Source organism: Subdoligranulum variabile, from assembly GCF_025152575.1.
In the GTDB taxonomy this organism is placed as follows: Bacteria; Bacillota; Clostridia; order Oscillospirales; family Ruminococcaceae; genus Gemmiger; species Gemmiger variabilis.
On sequence record NZ_CP102293.1, the window covers coordinates 1,765,402 to 1,783,525 of the forward strand.

8 protein-coding genes are annotated in these 18,124 nt (G+C 52.0%); all 8 read right to left on the reverse strand.

Annotation, left to right across the window (positions count from 1 at the left end; all coding sequences use genetic code 11):
* Nucleotides 1-22 precede the first annotated feature (22 nt).
* Nucleotides 23-994 (reverse strand): helix-turn-helix domain-containing protein, encoded by a 972-nt coding sequence (locus tag NQ490_RS08480; RefSeq protein ID WP_007048759.1) that lies wholly within the window; start codon nucleotides 992-994, stop codon nucleotides 23-25.
* A 62-nt stretch (nucleotides 995-1,056) separates the two neighbouring features.
* Nucleotides 1,057-2,925, reverse strand: coding sequence for a type IV secretory system conjugative DNA transfer family protein (locus NQ490_RS08485; protein ID WP_040918970.1), 1,869 nt, complete (start codon nucleotides 2,923-2,925; stop codon nucleotides 1,057-1,059).
* Between the two features lie 13 nt (nucleotides 2,926-2,938).
* Nucleotides 2,939-11,173: a YodL domain-containing protein gene (locus NQ490_RS08490; protein WP_007048757.1), complete on the reverse strand. Its 8,235-nt coding sequence runs from the start codon at nucleotides 11,171-11,173 to the stop codon at nucleotides 2,939-2,941.
* A gap of 84 nt (nucleotides 11,174-11,257) precedes the next feature.
* Nucleotides 11,258-11,959 (reverse strand): TnpV protein, encoded by a 702-nt coding sequence (locus NQ490_RS08495; RefSeq protein ID WP_007048756.1) that lies wholly within the window; start codon nucleotides 11,957-11,959, stop codon nucleotides 11,258-11,260.
* Between the two features lie 200 nt (nucleotides 11,960-12,159).
* Nucleotides 12,160-13,473, reverse strand: coding sequence for a relaxase MobL (gene mobL / locus NQ490_RS08500; protein WP_007048755.1), 1,314 nt, complete (start codon nucleotides 13,471-13,473; stop codon nucleotides 12,160-12,162).
* A 110-nt stretch (nucleotides 13,474-13,583) separates the two neighbouring features.
* A complete protein-coding gene (locus NQ490_RS08505) occupies nucleotides 13,584-13,994 on the reverse strand; it encodes a hypothetical protein (RefSeq protein ID WP_040918967.1) in 411 nt (136 codons plus the stop codon).
* A 323-nt stretch (nucleotides 13,995-14,317) separates the two neighbouring features.
* Nucleotides 14,318-15,631: a M23 family metallopeptidase gene (locus tag NQ490_RS08510; protein WP_007048752.1), complete on the reverse strand. Its 1,314-nt coding sequence runs from the start codon at nucleotides 15,629-15,631 to the stop codon at nucleotides 14,318-14,320.
* Nucleotides 15,631-17,967, reverse strand: a complete 2,337-nt coding sequence (locus tag NQ490_RS08515; protein ID WP_259951105.1) for a VirB4 family type IV secretion system protein — start codon at nucleotides 17,965-17,967, stop codon at nucleotides 15,631-15,633. Before NQ490_RS08515 ends, NQ490_RS08510 begins: the two co-directional genes overlap by 1 nt.
* Between the last annotated feature and the right edge of the window lie 157 nt (nucleotides 17,968-18,124).

Sequence of the window (18,124 nt, forward strand, 5' to 3'; positions counted from 1 at the left end):
CCTGTTGCTTAAATTATACCTGCTATCTCCGTTGGTGACAACGACTGTAAAGACAGTACAAAGAAAAAAATAATCGGGCGCAGCGATCAGGCAGGCCGTGGGCACGAAAAGCGGAGCACACGCGGAACCCTTCAGCCTGGATAAACGGGATTTTGCCGTGTACGCCTACCTCTGCCGCTGGCTCAGGCGGTTCCGAAAGGCGCACTTCTCCCCTTGTTGCTAATCTAGAGAGGGAAAAATATCTTTCTTTTGTACTGTAAGTGGGATTAGTCTTATTACTGTTCCGCAAATTTTGACATACCCTTTTCAGAAAAACGAGTAAGACCTCTTGACAAGCACCGATCTCGTGTAGTATTTTGGAATTGGAAATGAGACTTGCTATGCTTGCCAGCAGCATCTCGATTTTTTGCCGCCGTGTTCCAGCACGGCGGTTTTCTTTTTGTGCGCCAGGATTGGCCCCTGGGAGCGCCTGTGCGACCGTTTCGACGAGTATGTACAGATTGTGCTTCCCGGCACGGAAAGCGGCTTTGAGGAGCCTCCCAGCGGCCATCAGAGACTTGATGGCCGTTTGCACTGTGCCGATGGCCATGTGCAGCACGGTGGCCATGTGTGAAAACGAGGGAAACGCCTTGCGCTGCCCATTGGAGCAACGGCAGAGGTAAGCATACACGGCAAAGTCCCGTTTATCCAGGTTGAATGCTTCTACCGGCAGCTTGCCCCATGCGCCGGACAGCTGCCGGAGCTTGTATTGATTGGAGATTCTGCGGCCTTCCCGATCTTGCCGGGCAGACACTACCAGCAGGCCCTTTTGTTCCAGACCGACCACTGCGGAGCGGATTGTGTTCTCGCTCAGACCGCACCGCTGCTGTATGGTGGCGTTGCGGACGGTTGCCGTGCCCAGGCAGTTCTGACAGTACGACAAAAACAAATAAACCATCAGTTCTTTAGGCTTTAGCCCGTATTCAAATAGGCTGTTATAAATTTTTACAAACATGTTGTTCTTCCTTCCAAAAAAGCAGCCCCAGGCAAACGGATTGCCTGGGGCATTGTTGTTATTTACGGATTAAATTTTCCGGGGTACAGTGCTGCCGCTTCGCGCCGGGAAGCTCCCAGCTTGCGGCGCGGTTCTCTGGTAGCTGCCGAGGGTGCGTGAGGGCGTGCCGGGGCACTTCCCAGCGCCTGACGCAGAGATTCCGTGCTGAGTAACTTGATTTCCAGGTAGTCGTTCTCGCTGGTGGTGTCCTGTTCCTGGGGAGCCAAAGACAAGTATTTCCAGTAACCCTCGAGATGGGTTTTCATGGGGGCGTACCCGGCTTTCTCGACGATCCATGTGTCACGCTGGATGCGCACCATCTGAGCAGGGGACATCAGAGGGCGACCCATCAGCTGGTGGCTGCTGGTGGTCTTGCCGTCAGATCGAGAGGAGGAGCCGGTCAAAATGGTTTCGTCGCCCAGCATTTTGGATATGCTGGTAGCGGTGTCCTGGGCCGACGGCGATACAAACGTGTTGAGCAAAATCTGGCAGTTGTCTTTGATGATCTCGGTGACGTTTTTATCGTATTTGAGCAAAAACTGGCTGTAGCTTTGCACTGCGACCAGGATGCGCCCGCCTCGGCTGCGGATAGCGGAGAACAGGCTGGTGACACCGGGAATTGCCGGGAAGTTGCCGAACTCATCCAAAAAATAGTAGAAGGGACGAGGGCAATGCCCGCCCTGGCGCTCAGCCAGAGCAATCAGATCGTCGGTCAGGAAGCGGACAAACAGCGAAGCCAGGAAGTGCCTGGTTTCGTTTTCGTCCGGCGCAATCAGGAAGATCGCCGTGGGCCTCTCGATAAATTGTTCGGCATCCAGATCGTTGTCGTGGGTGCAGATCAGCTGTTCCAGTTCTGCATCCACGAATTTCAGCAGTTTGGACAGCGCCGAAGAAACGATATTGAGGGTGGTTCGAATATCCGCGCTTGTGGTAGTGCTGATATAGCCTTTAATTCGCCGGTCGGTAACCCCCTCCAGCATGGCAGCCAAACGGCTTTTCTGGACGGTGTTCCCTTTCTCCGGGTTATCTGCCCCTGCCAGTTCGACAATCAGATTAAAAACACTGACGATGTGGCGCTCACCGTCCTGGCCATACTGAGACACCAGCAGGACCAGGCCGGTTATCAGGCCACGGGCAGTCTCGTTAAAATACTCACTACTGTCACCACTGTTCACAGAGCCGGTATTACCGATGATCGCGCTGGCTATGACCTTGGCGTAGCGTTCTGCCGTGGCATAATGCACGGCCCGCTGCTTGGCGTCTTGCTCCTTGCGCCATGCGTCGATTTCGATGTTGACGCGGTACAAAAGATTAAAATGGCAGGAGCAAAACACGTTTCGCAGATCGAGCTTCAGCACGCGGTAGCCGCACTTTTTCAGTTCGGCGCTGGTAATCGTATACAGGTCATCTTTGACAGATACCAGAACCATGCTGGCCCCCTGGCCGATTCCCTGGGCGTCTTGCGTGTGCAGATTTACCCGGGCGTTGTAGGTGATCGTGGGGATATACAGGCTGGTGGACTTACCGGCACCAGGCGGGGCGACCATCAATACAGATTGATCGCTTGTATCGACCAGCCAGGTGCTTTTGGATGCACCCACGAGCATGGCCGGTTGCGCCTCATGTCCTTGCTGCACTTCTTGATAAACCCGCTTGACTTCCTCCGGCTCCATGAAGTGGGCGTCGCCGTGCTGGCCGTGCCCGGCTTTTACATCCCGGACAGCCAGGGGCTGACGGTTGAGCAGTTCAATGACAGCCGTGGCCAGTATGGCCAATAGAAATTTGCTAACCGCCAACCGCCAATCCATAGGTATCTGCAGGAACAGCTGGAAGCCCGTCAGCAGGGCATAGCCAATGACCAGCACCAGCAATGGGCGAAACAGTTTTTTCAAAAAATCACCTGCCTTACATCATTTCCATAAAGGCTTCGCTTTGCGGGGTCAGTTCCTCCGGCTCAATCTGTTGAGCCTGGTACTGTTCGCTGGTCTGTTCAAGCTCGGCATACCGAACGCAGTACTCCATCGCGTTATGGAGCCGCGCTACGCTGTCCCGCATACTAAAGCCGCCCACATTTCCGGCGTCTTCCAAGGCGGCGGTGATTCTTTCGGTCAACTGCTCATCGATCGGTACGCCGCAGCGCACCTGCAGAAGCGCCGTCAGGGCGGCGCTTTCCAGTTCGGCCACCGGCTTGTCGGATGTACTTGTCCGGGTAATCACAGCCTCGGAATAGCCTTCCAGCAGGCTTTTCAGTTGTTCTGTACTGTTGTTTCCTTCCCGAATATGTATGACGTTTCGGGACGCATCAAAAAATCCTGTGCCATGCCGCAGATCGCTTAAAACAGATATATCGGCCAACTGCGCTGCATCTTCAACGCGGTGGATCAGGTCGCTGTGCTGGGCCTCTGTCCATTGTAGAGGGGCTTTATCCAGATATTCACTTTCCGGCAGATCGTACTGCTCCAAAGCATAGACGCGCTCTATCCCATCGGTGCGCAAAACAGAGATAGAACGATCTTCCTCTCCAGGTTTGACTTTAGGGGAGCCGATAGCTTCCGGGCTGGGGCAGTAGGTGGCTTTTGGATTCTGAGCAAACACCGCCACACTGTTTTCCACACCCATGCCAACGCACTGACCGCGGAAATTCAAGTATTCCAGATACTTCTGCGGATCGGCAGCCATAGCGGCATAAGTTTGATCAATTTTAGCTTGAAGTTCTTGTATTTCGGGATGCACGTCTGTTTTTCCTCCTTCTTGGTTAAGGATGGTGTTCAGTTCGTTCAACCTGGCCAGCTTGGTCTGAAACTCTTTCTCATACGCAAAAGGTTGGTTTACAGCTTCTTTTGCATCCTCCAGGTTTTTGTTCAGCGCCGTCAACAGTTCCTGATCCTGAGCCTGTGTGTCAGATAACTTTTCCAAAAGGTGCCGGAACGAGGAAAAGTTTTCTTTCGGGTTAAACTCGAAGTTGTATTTTTGTGTACCCTGTAGATATCCCAAAAAGCTGGTGGCTTTGGCATCATAATAGGCATGGATTTGGAATCCTCTATACTCACCTATTATGACATCACCAGCCGTAGCGCTTTGGAGCGCATCGCGCAAAGCAGCGTCGGCTGCTTTGCGTTCGGTGTAGAAAGTACCCATTACAGTAGCAGAGAAATTTTCGCTGCCGTCTGAATTGAAACGACTATTGGCTTTGTAAAGGTCAATATCTTTGGAAATTGCATCCAAAGATTCTTCGACTTTTTGGATGGAGGCAGGATATCCAATAGCGATCTTATCCTGCAGCTCAAATATCTGCGACATATGGGACGAGCGCAATGTACTCAGTCGCGCCACTTCATTGTCCAGTTCCATCTTTTCTTTGATAAGGGGATTGCCGGCGCATAGGGCTTTGATTTCCGCGTAGGACAGTGCAACTTCGTCCAAATCCTGACAAGATCGAGCAGGCGACTTGCTGGTCATGATTTGCGATATGAATTTTTGCTTGTTTTCGATCAGCTGCCAACTGTAGGCGTCGAAGCTGCCTTCGGTTGCATACCGATAGATCTGCACAGATGGGTTTTCGTTGCCCTGGCGCAGAATCCGACCTTCGCGCTGCTCAATATCCGAGGGCCGCCAGGGCACATCAAGATGGTGGAGTGCAATCAATTTGGTTTGCACGTTGGTTCCGGCTCCCATTTTTTGTGTACTGCCCATCAGGATGCGCACCTTTCCGGCACGCACTTTTGCAAACAGAGTGGCTTTTTTGGCGTCGGTATTGGCGTCATGGATAAATGCAATCTGTTCCTTCGGAATACCTTTGGCAATCAGCTTGTCACGGATATCGTCGTAAACGTTCCATTCTCCAGTGCTGGGGGTGGCCAGATCGGAGAAGATCAGCTGCGTCGATTGTGTGGCCATGGTGTTTTGCCAAATCTCAAATACCTTGCTGGCGCAGGCCGTGGCTTTGTTTTCGGGAACATCCGGGAGAAGTGGGTTGAGCAGCCGTTGATCGAGAGCCAGTTTCCTGCCGTCCGTTGTAATTTTGAGCATGTTATCTGTGTGCGGGTCTACATTGCCAGCGCGGACTTTCTCGGCCCGCTCTCCAAGGGCCTGGATGCTTTCTTTCTGTAGCTCCGTGGGAGGGCACATCACAGCTGTGGCTTTTCCTCCTTCCAGATCGGGAACTTTTAGGTTCAGCATATCGGAAGTCTGTACATCGGTGGCCAACTTCCACATGCTGATAAGTTCGGGGAGATTGAAAAATCTTGAAAAGCGTGTTTTCGACCGATAGCCAGTACCTTCCGGGGCTAGTTCAATGGAGGTTGTGGTTTGTCCGAAGTTGGCGGCCCAGGCGTCAAAAGACAAAAGGTCATGGGCACGCAACGTGCTGGCCTGTAAATACCGCATCATAGTATACAGCTCAACGGGTGAGTTGCTGATTGGGGTGCCAGTACAGAAAACAAGCCCTCTCCCGCCAGTGATTTCATCCAAATACTGGGTTTTCATCAGAAGATCAGTTGCTTTCTGGCTTTCTGAGGTCGATATACCGGCAACATTTTGCATTTTTGTGGTGACTGCGAGATTCTTAAATTCGTGGGCCTCATCAACCATGAGTGAATCGACGCCCAACTGTTCGAATGTCACCACATCATCTTTGGGAGAATCCATCAGTTCTTCCAAATGTGACTGAAGGCGTTTTTTGGTGGCCTCCATTTGCTTGACACTCAGATCTTGCCCGCTTTTTTCCTTTTTTGCGCTGGCAATTTCTTGCGTGTACCGTTCGATCTCGTCCTGCAGGAACTTCTGCTGCCTTTCGCTTGACAGCGGAATCCGGGAAAACTGACTGTGTCCCATGATCACGATATCATAGTTGCCGGTGGCGATACGAGAACAAAATAGCTTGCGGCGATTTTTCTCAAAGTCATGCCTTGTGGAAACGAGTATATTGGCGTTGGGGTAAAGACTGAGAAGTTCGCTGCCCATTTGTTCGGTCAGGTGGTTGGGGACAATGATTAGTGTTTTATTGCACAGCCCCAGGCGCTTTTTCTCCATCGCGGCAGCGCCCATAACCATTGTCTTACCTGCGCCAACTGAGTGAGCTACTAGAGTATTACCGCCAAACAAAATTCTGGCTACTACGTTGCGCTGGTGGGGTCTGAGCGATATTTCCGGGTTCATGCCCGGAAAGCGCAGAAAACTTCCATCATATTCGCGTGGCCGCAGGTTGTTGTAATGGGTGTTGTAATAATCAACCAATCGCCGCCGCCGGACGGGATCGCGGTATATCCAATCCTTAAAGGCGGTCTCAATCTGTTGCTGCTTGTCCTGGGCCAATCGAGTTTCTTTGACGTTTGGTACAGCCTTCTTCTTCCCGTCTACGTCCTCGATATAATCGACAACCTTGACCGCCTGCAAATTCAGACTGCAACGTAAAATCTCATAAAAATTCTTTCTCTTTGTACCGAAAGTGGTTGTAGCCTTCAAGCTGTAGCTGTCTACGGAACTCCCTTCGATGTTCCAGGTAGCGTTGAGCCGGTTATAGCTGACTTTTATAGATTGTGCCGCCCAGCGATTTGGCTCCATCGTTTCCAGAATGAATTGTTTGATATCCTCTGGAGGAATCCAGGTAGTGCCGAGATGCAATTCAATTTCGGATGCCGTCAGGTCTTTCGGTTGAACGCCTCTCAGCGAGTCCACGTTGACCTGGTAACTGGGGTCCTGTTGAGCGAATATTTCAGCCGTGGCCAGCTTTTTGCGTACATCACCAGAGAGATATTCTTCGCCGGTTTGATACAATGGCTCACCGGCAGCTGTCGTTTCGCCGGGAACGCGAAACACCACGCCGGTCAGTTCCTGCAGCAGTTCATCACGGGGTTTGCCGGTCAGTTGTTCCATATAGGACAGATCTACACTGGTACGCTCCTGGACAGACAGCATGAGAGCCTCGCTGGCGGTTTCTACATGGTCAATCACCTGGTTTGGCCGGATGGTTCTTTTAGTAAACATATCCGACTTCGCCTTGAAATTGCGATCGTCGTCGTAAATCTCCAAAGAGCAAAGCAGGCTGTATCCGCTGTCCTCACGCATGGCCAGGGCGTTTGCGCGACTGCTAAGCCTGCCATACTTTTCCGTGAAGGCGTCGTACTCGTGATTTAACCGGCGCTGAAGCTGCGCAACAGCCTCATCCGGGAGATCGTCGAGCTGGGCCTGAATCAACTCCCGCGTGGTGGCCAGAATAGAGACCATGCCCCTGATTCGGGCCTGTGCTGTGGCGTTTGCGGTGACTTCCCGCATGACTGAATCAGTACGGAAAAAAATCTTATCATCACGGATGCCATAGCTGTAATTCCGTATATCCGGGTCTGCAGGAAGAGGGGATATCTCTCCGGGTTGCTCCAGGATAATCGGCTCAGTCTTCACCAACGTGGCATTCAATCTTCCCATCGCAGCCTGCAGCTGCTCCTCCAGCGTAGTACTGGTATCAGGCTGACAGGTAGGGCGCATCCCATAGGGGCCGCTGACCATCTCCATTTTTCCGCAAATCATCTCCGGGTGGTCGATGAAATACTGGTTCATGGGGATGCCATCCGCATTTGTTCCTGTGTGCAACCAGGATACGTCCTGGTCAAGAATGTGCTCCCGTTTCTGAAGAAACAGAATGTCGGCTGTCACTTCCGTACCGGCCAGAGCCTTAAAGGCCGTATTCGGCAGGCGCACTGCACCGATCAGCTCACAACGGGCTGCAAGATACTTTCGCACATCTTCTGTTTGCTTATCCATCGTGCCGCTGGTCGTGATTATGGCCTGGATACCCCCTACGCGCAGCTTGTCAATGCTTTTGGCTGCGAAGTAATCATGTATCAGGAAGTTATATCGGTTAAATGCAGGGTCATTTACTTTGTACTGACCGAAGGGGACGTTACCAATCACCACATCGAAGTAGCTGTCCGGCAACGTGGCTTTTTCATACCCACAAATCTGGATATTGGCTTTAGGGTACAGCTGCTTTGCAATGCGGCCTGTCACGGGGTCAAGTTCCACGCCGAACAAATTTGCGCTTTCGTCGAAGCTGGCCGGTCTGTTTGCGAAGAACGCACCCACACCCATGCTCGGTTCCAAAATGTTACCGCCCTGCAGGCCAAAGCGCTCCAAAGTGCTGTACATTGCGCGAACGATCTCCGGCGACGTGTAATAGGAGGTAAGTGTGGACGCTCTGGCAGCCTCGTATTCGGCCTCTGGAAGAAGCTCTTTCAGTTCCTGGTATTCTTTATGCCAGTTGTCTTTCCGTGCGTCAAATGCGTCTGCCAGGCCGCCCCAGCCCACATATCGTGCGAGAAGCTGCTGCTGCTCCGGGGTGGCTTGCATGCCGGTTGTCTCCAGGTGTTGGAGCAGACGAAGGGCGTTGATGTTGTCCTGGAACCGGGCCTTTGGCCCGCCCGGCTCTGTTTGCTCATCCGGCAGAGCTTTGTAGTTTTGTGCGTTACGGGCGATATTTGCCTTATATTCCTCATAGGCGGCCTGTTCGGCGTCTGCTACCGTCTGGAATTTCGTCCATTTCCCATTGATAGGTATTTCTACAGCGGTCTTTTGTGGGATGGGCTGAGGCTGAACTTGCTCCGGGGCCGTAGATTCTTTCGTCTTTTCGGAGGTTTCGATGCTGGGAGTGGCTGGGGCCTGTAGACGGCTGTTTCGCTCGTTCCGTTCCAGAAGCCGGGAAAATTCTTCCTTACTCACAGAGCGGCTGAACAAGGGAAGTTCCTGGTCTTGCAGAAGAATCTCCCCTTCGCCAATATCCTGGACAATAAAAGCCTTATCGTTTTCCAAATAGACAATATCGCCAGGAATACAGGGACGCTTTTGGGGAGCAGAACGGATAGCCTGTTCACGTTTCCGTTCCTGGTACTCTTGCTCAGCTGTTCCGATGAGTTCATCAAAGGTTACCCCGGACAACTCATGTTCAACCAATTCTGCCGTCGAAGCGTACTGCGCGGAAAGGATTCTTTCTCCATCAACGTTATAGACTATTTTGTGGTGAAGGAGATCCACATAGACATTGATGCTATGCTCTCCTTCGCCGGCTGAGGAATAGGCCAGGTCAATGTGGCGGAGATCTTCAAATTTTGGTGGGTCGAAGCCATTCTCGGTGCAGTATTCCCGAATGATTTCTTTGGCCTGTTCCAAGTCGGCTGCCCTTTTATCTTGCTCTGCTTGACGGGCTGACAGCCATTCCTCATATTCGGGATATTCTGCGTCTGTGAGATAACGGTTGCTTTGCACCAGTTCTTGCAGTCGGCTGGAAACTTCCTGCCATGTCAGTGTGTGGCTTACCCGCCCATTATCGGTTTTACACTGGATTTCGAAGCCTTTATTGTTGTAATCCAGCCACCCGCGGGAGCCGTTGGCAAAGTCCCAAGACCTGCCGCCTGTTCCATATTCTTTTTTTAGCCAGCGAATCGTTTCTTCTCTCGGCGGCAATACCGGCTGGGAAAAATAGTATTGAATCCGCATTTTGCCATTTTCAAAACCACTTCCATCACAAAGAGCGCGTCTGATCTCATCCTCATTGATTATCGGCTGGTCAACAGCGGTTTCAATTTTCTGTTCCAGAAAGGAGGGAACGTCTACAAATCCAGCACTATCACAGTAATACGCTTTAGTGTCCCCACCGCGGTTCAGAACAACAATGTCGGAAACGGAAAGGCTATGGCCGGTGAAGTCAGGGGGACGGTCAAGGTTGAATGTGCGGAAGATGTCCTCCAGCGTGGTTTTGCCATCCAGGGGGGCTGTGTAGACCAGATCGTAATTCTGCCGGTCAATGGCCAGCCCAGCTTCCTGCAAACTCTCGTAAGGCTCAAAGCGATAGTCCCGTGTTTCCGACCCGCCTTTTAGCTGGTAGATAGTAAAGGTATCGCCCTGCTCCGGGGAATCGACGGTGAAATACGGGTTTTCCCATTGGGAGAAAGGCATATCCGGCAAGGCTTTGTAGCTGCCGTTCTCCATCACATAGGGCCGCACCCGGTCAAAGCCGATTTCCCTTGCCACGCGGGAAAGATTTTCTAGCACTACAGAATCGGCCCGCAGCCGTTGCATGCGGGTAAAATCCTCCACAAGATAATTCTGGCCCGCCCGTACCTGAAGGATGTCAACGGAACTCAATTTGTCTTTGCTTTCGAGGCCCAATGTCAGATGGGCATAGGGCTGGCCGTCATCGTTCAGATCGTTGGTTTTGTTATAGGGTTGGTCGCGCAGCGCGGCGAATCGGTCCCTGGCTTCCTCAAAGGTTTCGTAATGTTCAATGGGGGTGCGTTCCGAGGAATTTGTGGCCCAGGTTTTCAAATCGGGAATTACATAAAAACCCCATTCTCTGGGCGCTTCCGGCGATGCTTCAGCGGTGACTTCCGATGTTTCCGGGACGCTGCGGGTTCTCGTATCTTTTTTCTGTACGGCAAGGCCCTCCGGCGGGGGCATAGTCATGTGCATGGCTTGGGCTATATCGCGGACAGGGGACAGGCACGCTACCAGCGAATGGCTGAGTAGTGTCCCCAACCGCTCAAGCACTTTGGGCCTGTTTTGATATTGCGTTGCAAAAGAAAAGGCGCTGGTATCCAGATTATCCACCGGCATATTGAGGCGAGTATAGACCACATATTTTGCGCTTTGTTCAAGGAATTTTTGCAACTCGGTACGCATCGCGGCAGACGTTTCAGACTTTACTTCAGTATCTACAATTTGCTGAACTTTGGTATGCACATAGCTGTCCAGGCTTTTTTCTCCACTACGCCTCAGCAGGTTGTGCCTCGCAATTCCCGATTTGTTTTCGTATACGGTCCACGGTAAGAGACCGGGGGTGCTGCGCCCCGCCGTGTCTTGGTAGTCAAAGACATACGTCAGACATTCTGGATGTTTTGCATCAAAAACAGGGATTCCGTGCGTTCCACGAACAATGTGCCGGTTTTTTTCACGGTCCCATTGATTCAGCGTTGCGACAGCCTTTACCCCTGGCCGTTGATGGTGCAAAAGTACCTGGCTTTGAAATCGTTCCTCATAGGTGTACGCAGCCGAACAGAGAAATTCTGCCCAGGTGGCGGTGCTTTCGGTGATTACACCAAGAGCATGCAGATATGCCTCTGTTAGTTGCTTATATTTGGTTTTGTGTTCCATCGGCTGACCCCTTTCATAAGTTTCCCCAAAACAAAAAGGGAGCAGGACAGAGCCTGCTCCCAATGGTAGACGTATTTGCAATATTTAGAAGGGCGATGCTTCACCATCCTCGATCAAAGCGAACTCGTGGTCAGAAGCGCTGTCTGCATCACGGTCCAGCGCTTCCCAATCCTCCTGTGTGCCATCGAAAAATCTGTTTTTGGCCCGCCCACGGGTTGCGACTGGCCGGGCCATTCTGGGAACACCCAGTTCGCCTTTCTGGTGACCGCCAAACATCAGCGGTTCGGCCAGTTCCTCTGCCTGAGCCTTCAAGGCGTTCATGTGACCAACATGCTCCAAAGGCTGGGTGTTCTGGTCCGGGGCGGGGTTGTTGGCAAGCAAAGCCTTTACAGTGTCCTCAACGAAGTCTCCGACTTCCACGTTTTTCTCTTGGCAGAGGGCCGCCAATTCGCCCTTGCAGACCAGCTCCCAAAATTCCTCCGGGCAGTAGGCTTCCAACCAATCTTTATACTGCTGCCCGTATTTTCCGCTGAAGCCGCCAAAATCAGCAGCCGCGGGCCAGCTTGTGTTATAACGGGTGCGTGCTTCCTGGAAGGCGATCTCCTGATCGGAAAGGAAGCCCATGTTGCAGCGGATTTCTTCCGGGATTTTTTCGAGCAAAGCCAGGCGTTCCGGCTCCGCCATAGCATCAAGCTGCGCCAACAGTTCCTCCTCCGGGATGTCCTCAAACCAGTCGAACCGCTCCTGCTCGGTCATGTTCTCCAGTAACTGCATGTTGATGTTCATAAGTGTACCTCCGCGTGCTTCGTGTGATTCTCTTACACACAATTTCGCTTAATCTGATGATTTTGTCAAGGGGGATTTCAACGAAAAGTCATCTCAGAGCGTTTCACCCCGAAATATGCAATGTTTTTTGCAAATTGCAGCTAGAAATGTTTCGGTGTTTCGTGAATAATTGACTGTGCCTATTAGGCACAAATCGGTGATTACAGATCAATGGTAGATAGGTTGCGTTCATCGGAAAGCCCGGTTTTCAACTTCCTCACATTTTGCTTTTCGCCGGTCAGACCGTTGGCGACGTGGGCGGCCCGGTTCATTCTTTGTGTCTGCTGCTGATCTCTGTTCAGTGTTTTGGCCAGGCGAAACAGCATGTTCTGCACTGCATAAGTGGGGCTTTTTTCCTGATAATCGGAACCATCCACCTTTTCATCCGGGGTTGCGTTTTCCGGCTCACTGTGCGAAGCTGTTTTTTCCTGTACTGTTGGCGCGTTTGGTGGTTTGCCGGTCTGAGAGAGAGCAGCAGCATTTCCCGCCGAAGTCATGGCCGGTGTTGACTTTTTCTGAGGAACGTGCGAGGCTGTTTTTCTCTGTACTGTTGGCCGCACATACCGCTCGGCGGCATGGATGATGATATTGTGCCTGGTCACCTCGGCGCGGCCAGCGCGGCGTTCTTCAAAATCGCAATATGGGTGAAAGAAGCTGTTTTCGATCTCTGCAAACTTTTTGTCCAGTGTTTCTTCGTAGGAGGCGTATGTCAGGGCCAGTTCTTTTTGACTGTCCAGGTATTCTTCATACATGGACCGCAAGATCGGGTCCCGCTGCATGATTTTTTCCAATACGCTATCCACTTCGGCTTTGAGTTGCGGCGGCAAGAATTTGTAAGTGTGTTTGCCTGGCGTTTCCCGCAGGTCTTTCCCCAAATCCTTTAGGGCATCGGTGATTTCACGGTCCACCAGATACTCGCTGGACACCAGTTTGCGCAGCTGCTCATTGAGTTTGTCGCGGCGCTTGCTTTTTTCTTCCTTCAGATATTCCAGATCGCCGCGAAAGATTTCATTGGTGAAACTGCTTTTTACTTTACGCGTGGCAGCATTGAGCGCCGCGCTTTTGTCAGTCTCTTTCTCTCGATGAGGTATGAACGCTTCCCGGCTGTCAGTGGACCAGACCAAAAAATGCAGATGAGGGTGAAAGTCTTTGTTATGCCAGGAGCATACCATCCGCAGATTGTTGGGGGAAATGTTATATGCTTTCGCCAGTTCATCGGCTTTCAGCGCGATCAGATTTTTCATGTAATTGCGGTCTACCCCCAGCCGCTCACAATCGCTGGCGTTCAGCGAGTACACATGACGCCATACAGTGCTGTTGCCAGGGGCTTCCACTTCCACCTGCGCGGACAGCACCTTTTTTTCTGTACCGTTCTGGTCGAAGATGGGGCTTTGCCGGTCGATATACGCAATGTAGTTTGTGGCATGGCGGGTATTGGCAAAATAGCCGGAGTTGAGTATTGCTTTGACTTTCACTGTCTCACCTCACTTTCGGACGGAGAAAAACAGGTTGTGCCTATTAGGCACAACCTGTTTTTCTCGATAATTCGATGGAATTATCCGGCGTTTTTGCAAGAGAAATAGGCTCATTCTTCCAAAATATCTTCCAGCCGGAACACACGATCATTCATTTTCAAGTATTCCACGGCGGCGCGGCGGTAATTGTCCAGCGCGCGGGGGTTGATTTCCAGTTCGTGCGCAAGAACCTGGCAGATTATAGCCTGTTGGATCGCCAGTTCAGATAACACTTTGTTGGTGCGGTTGTTCAGTCGTGTTTCCATCAGGTTGACGCTGGCAAGGAAGGTGCGCTTCACGCTCTCATTGATGAAGGCCCCGTCAGTTTGCATATACAGGTAGTCTTTGTAGTAGCGGATGGCGTTCTCGATAACAGCAGTTTCTGTGCAGTTCTCTTTGTCAGCTATGGCCTTCAGGGTTTCTACCGTCTCATCACTGATCCTATACGCTCTGGCCACACGACCCTTTGACTTATTTTCCATTACGTGGCTCCTTTCTGGGGATACGATTTTCCCCTTTTTTATGAAAATTGGAAAGTGGTTGGGAAAATGCAGGATAAAGCTGTATTGCACAGGTGCAATACAGCAACACACCGCGCCGCAGTGCAGCGCGGTTTTTCTTCCTGTTATTGTATTGCTGTTTGTATTGCTGTCGCAACCTTTTCAAACCCTCAAAACCAAAGCATCAAAATATTACGCTTATCATCGTTAGTTTTTTCTTCTCGCCTGCTTGTAGTGTGTATTGCAGTACAGAAAAAAGAATCGTTTCTGCGTAATATTGTGTATTGCTTCCTGTATTGCAGACTTTACAGCCAGTTCTCAGGCGCAACGCGAGTATTGTTGACATACACCTCAAAGTGCAGGTGGTTGCCGGTGCTGTCGCCGGTGCTGCCCACCGCTGCGATTGTCTGACCCTGGGTCACGGTCTGACCGGCAGAAACGCCCAGGGAGGAGCAGTGCGCGTAGAGAGTGTAGATTTGATTGCCGTCCACAACGCCATGGTAGATCTTGACGTAGTTGCCCCAGCTGTTATGATAACCGGCTTTCACGACCACGCCATCAGCGGCGGCATAGATCGGCGTTCCGTAACCGGCGGCAAAGTCCATTCCCCCGTGCGGTGCGCCTGTCCAGCCATCCGGCTCTCCGAAGTGACAGGATATGTAGCTGTAGCTGGCCAGCGGTATAATGAAAGTTCCGTTGCCGCTGCCGGTGATCCCGCCGGTGTAATCTTCAGACGGGGTAAAGCTGTCTGTGTTGGTAATGCCGACCTGGGTGACGGTGACACCATACAGGTCCTCCCAGTCGGTCTGATACAACACTTTGGTCCATTCGATATTGACTTCGGACCAACCTTCCCAATCGTCATTCAGCGTCGCCGCCTGCAGCTCCTGCAGGTACTGTTCCATGACTTCGCTTTCGCCGGTGTAAGAGGGGCTGCACAGTTCTTCCCATTGAGCAACGGTCTGTTCAGTGGCACCGCTTTCTCCGCTCCAGTTCTCGCAGCCAGGCAAACGAGCCGTCACATACAAGTCGTAGTGATCTCCGGGGCAGTAGCTTTCTGTGTGGGAGTTATCGCAATCGGCGCTGTCATCGCTGTGGTGATAGGTTCCCCCGTTACCATCGGGGTGACCGTCGCACACCTTCCGGCTCATGCAGCCACCGCAGGAATATGGCCCGCGCTCCCTGGTGGAGAAGGAAACACTTTTCAATGCGACCCAACAGGCCAGCGGGGACATATCCGTTTCCCAATCCTGCTCATAATAGCAGGAAACAATGGTCAGAACTTCCTTGTCGTTATTGGAAAAACCGTTTTCCCATTGCAGGATGACGTTACGGTATTCATTACCGTTACGGTCAGTCCGCTGCCGGTACTCGGCCATTTGCTCATCCACATAGGCATCCCTGGCTTCGTCCATAAGCGCTGCGGTCTGGCCGACCAGGGATGTGTCCTCGGTGAGAAACGTGGAGAGGGTTATCGTGAACAGCGCAATGATCGCCTGCAGACCGGCGACCAGCAGAAAGATGATCGAAAGCACCACCGCCACGATGGTGATGATGATTTTGCGGGTCCTCTCATCGGCCAGTTTCTGCGCGATGAGAATCGCAATCTTGGCAGGCATCAGATGCCCCCTTTGTCACCAAACAACTCGGCTTCAAAGGGGAGCGTCCCCACTTCCATGTAGTATTTTCCGTTACCTGCTTTCAGCAGGCAGTGACGCTTGTTGGAAACACTGATGCAAGCGGCTTCGCCATCCGTCAGCTTCAATGCCTCTTTCATATCCTGGAGATCAACCTGTCCGCTGTAAAACAGGAATTTGAAAGAGGACATGTTGATGATCGGGGAGCTGTACCGTCGCACCGATTCATCCAGGCAGTCCTGGAGCTGCTGCGTCGCCACACCGATACAGGCGTTATACTTTCTGCTGCGACGGGCAAAATAGCTGATATATTTGGCCATCAGCGGCTGCTCAAGGTACATGTACAACTCGTCGAAGCTGAGAAGCACCTGGAACTCTCGGAGCAGCACGATGGACCAGATGTAGGTGTTCAGGTTGTTCTCCACGGCCTGGAGGCGCTGTTCGCTGCCCTCCAGCAGAGCGCCCATAGAGAAGCAGATCAGCGGATTGTTCTTTACGTCGATGGTGGTCGTACCGTTGAAGATGTTGGACAGTTCACCGTAGGTCGGGTCGTTGATATACAACAGAACCTCAGAAATCATTTCTTTGGTGAGCATGGGGTAGCTGTTTTTGCCCAACTGCTTTTGCACGAAATCATACAGCGTGCTGAAGGTGGGGTAGTCCTGGTGCTGCAGCCGGTCAAAGTCGGTGTGCTGATCGATGCCCACCGATGCATACATTCCCTGGACCAGAATCATCAGCGCACGGAGAGTGCTGTCCGGCATCTCCGGCATCATAATGCGGAACTCATCTTTGAGCCAGGAAAGATGCTGCAAAAACATGGGCGATTCATTGGAAATCTCCGGCAGCTCGGCTCCTTCCTCTACATCATCCTCCAATTTAATTCTGCGCACCTCGAAGATGTTGATTTTGTGGTTGCCGGAAGCGCAGTCGATCACGACACCGCCCAGGCCGCGTGTGACATCGCTGTATTCATTCTCGGGGTCCATGACGTAGCAGTGAACCCCGCGTGTCACCATGAATGTCAGAATTTTCTTCTGAAGATAACTCTTGCCCTGTCCAGCGGAGCCAGAAATGAAGAACACACCGTTGGTGATTTGGTCATCCCGCTGGAAGATGTCGGCATACACCGGGCCGCCTCGGTCGGTACGGCCAAGGGGCATGCCATGGGGATGAATCAGGCTGGAGTAACTGAAGGGATACAGGGCTGCCACGGTTTTACTGGGCAGATTGTTGGAACACAGGATAAAGTGGTCGCTGCCCAGCGGTTGCACGGAGGAAAAACCATTGCGCTGTTCATAGTTCAGCTGGTCATAGGTAATGCCGACGCCTGCAAGCTCAATCTTTACCTGCTGCTCCAGATTAGCCAGGTCCTCCAGCGTCTTGCCGTAAATCTCGATATACACGTTGACGCTGTAAATGGTATTCTGGTTACGGGTGACTTCGGCATAGAAGTTTTTGATGTCCATAGTCTCCTGGGCTGCGTCCATTTGTTCCGTGGCCTGGCTTTTGCCGCCGATAACGGCCTTATTACGAATCTGCTCGTCAATCAGCTTTCGCGCATTGTCTTTCTGGAGCGGGGTCATTCGCATGGTGAAAGAAGTGCCCCGCATGCTGGCTACCGTGTACAAGGCACGCGGCGGAATCTGAGCCGGGAAGTTCTTTATCATAAGGGTTCGGCGCATCAGGCCGGATTGCTCGGCATGGTCACGGGTGAAGTCAATGCGGTTGGGGCAAAGACGGCGCTGAATTTCCTTGTTGTAGATCGCCGGTTTGGCCTTTGCCATGTTGGGGTAGTTTTTCACTTCTTCGGCAATGGTGTAGATATCCACATTGATGAACTCACGGACCAGGTAATTGCGCAGAAGAACGGCCATTTCGTCGTTTTTTACGCGGTCAATTTTATATCCTTTGCCGACGATCAGGGTGTAGATATCATCCTCCTCAGACTGCGCTTTGTAGATAAAATAATACGCCCGCTGCACGGCACTGGATTTTGTTTCGGTGCTTTCGATCTCGTTGACTACGTCTGCCAGAATGTGGTCATAGCGGCGTGGCAAGCTGCGGTAGTATTCCTTGAGGGCGCTCATGTCCTCGATTTTATCTGTACCGAACATGGTGAAGGGGCAGCGCAGGGAATCGAACAACCGGCACAGCTGTTCGATTTCTTGCGCGATTTCTTCATCGGTCATCACGTCGGTGTTCGGCGGGTAATAGCGATAGAAACGGAACAGTTCCTTGCCGTCCCTGCCGCCATAGATGCCGCCGTCGGTAAAGCGGAACTGAATCAAATCCTGGATAGGCAACCGGGAACGCATTTGTTTCACTAGGCGCTTGCGTTTGCGCTTTTCTTCTTTATTTGCGGCGTGTTTTTCATTGGCGGTAAAGGTTTTTGTGAAAAGCTGGTAAAGGGTTCTTGTGCGCAATGCACCGAATAGATTGTGTTCAAAATCCACCCGCGCCGCGCCAATGGCA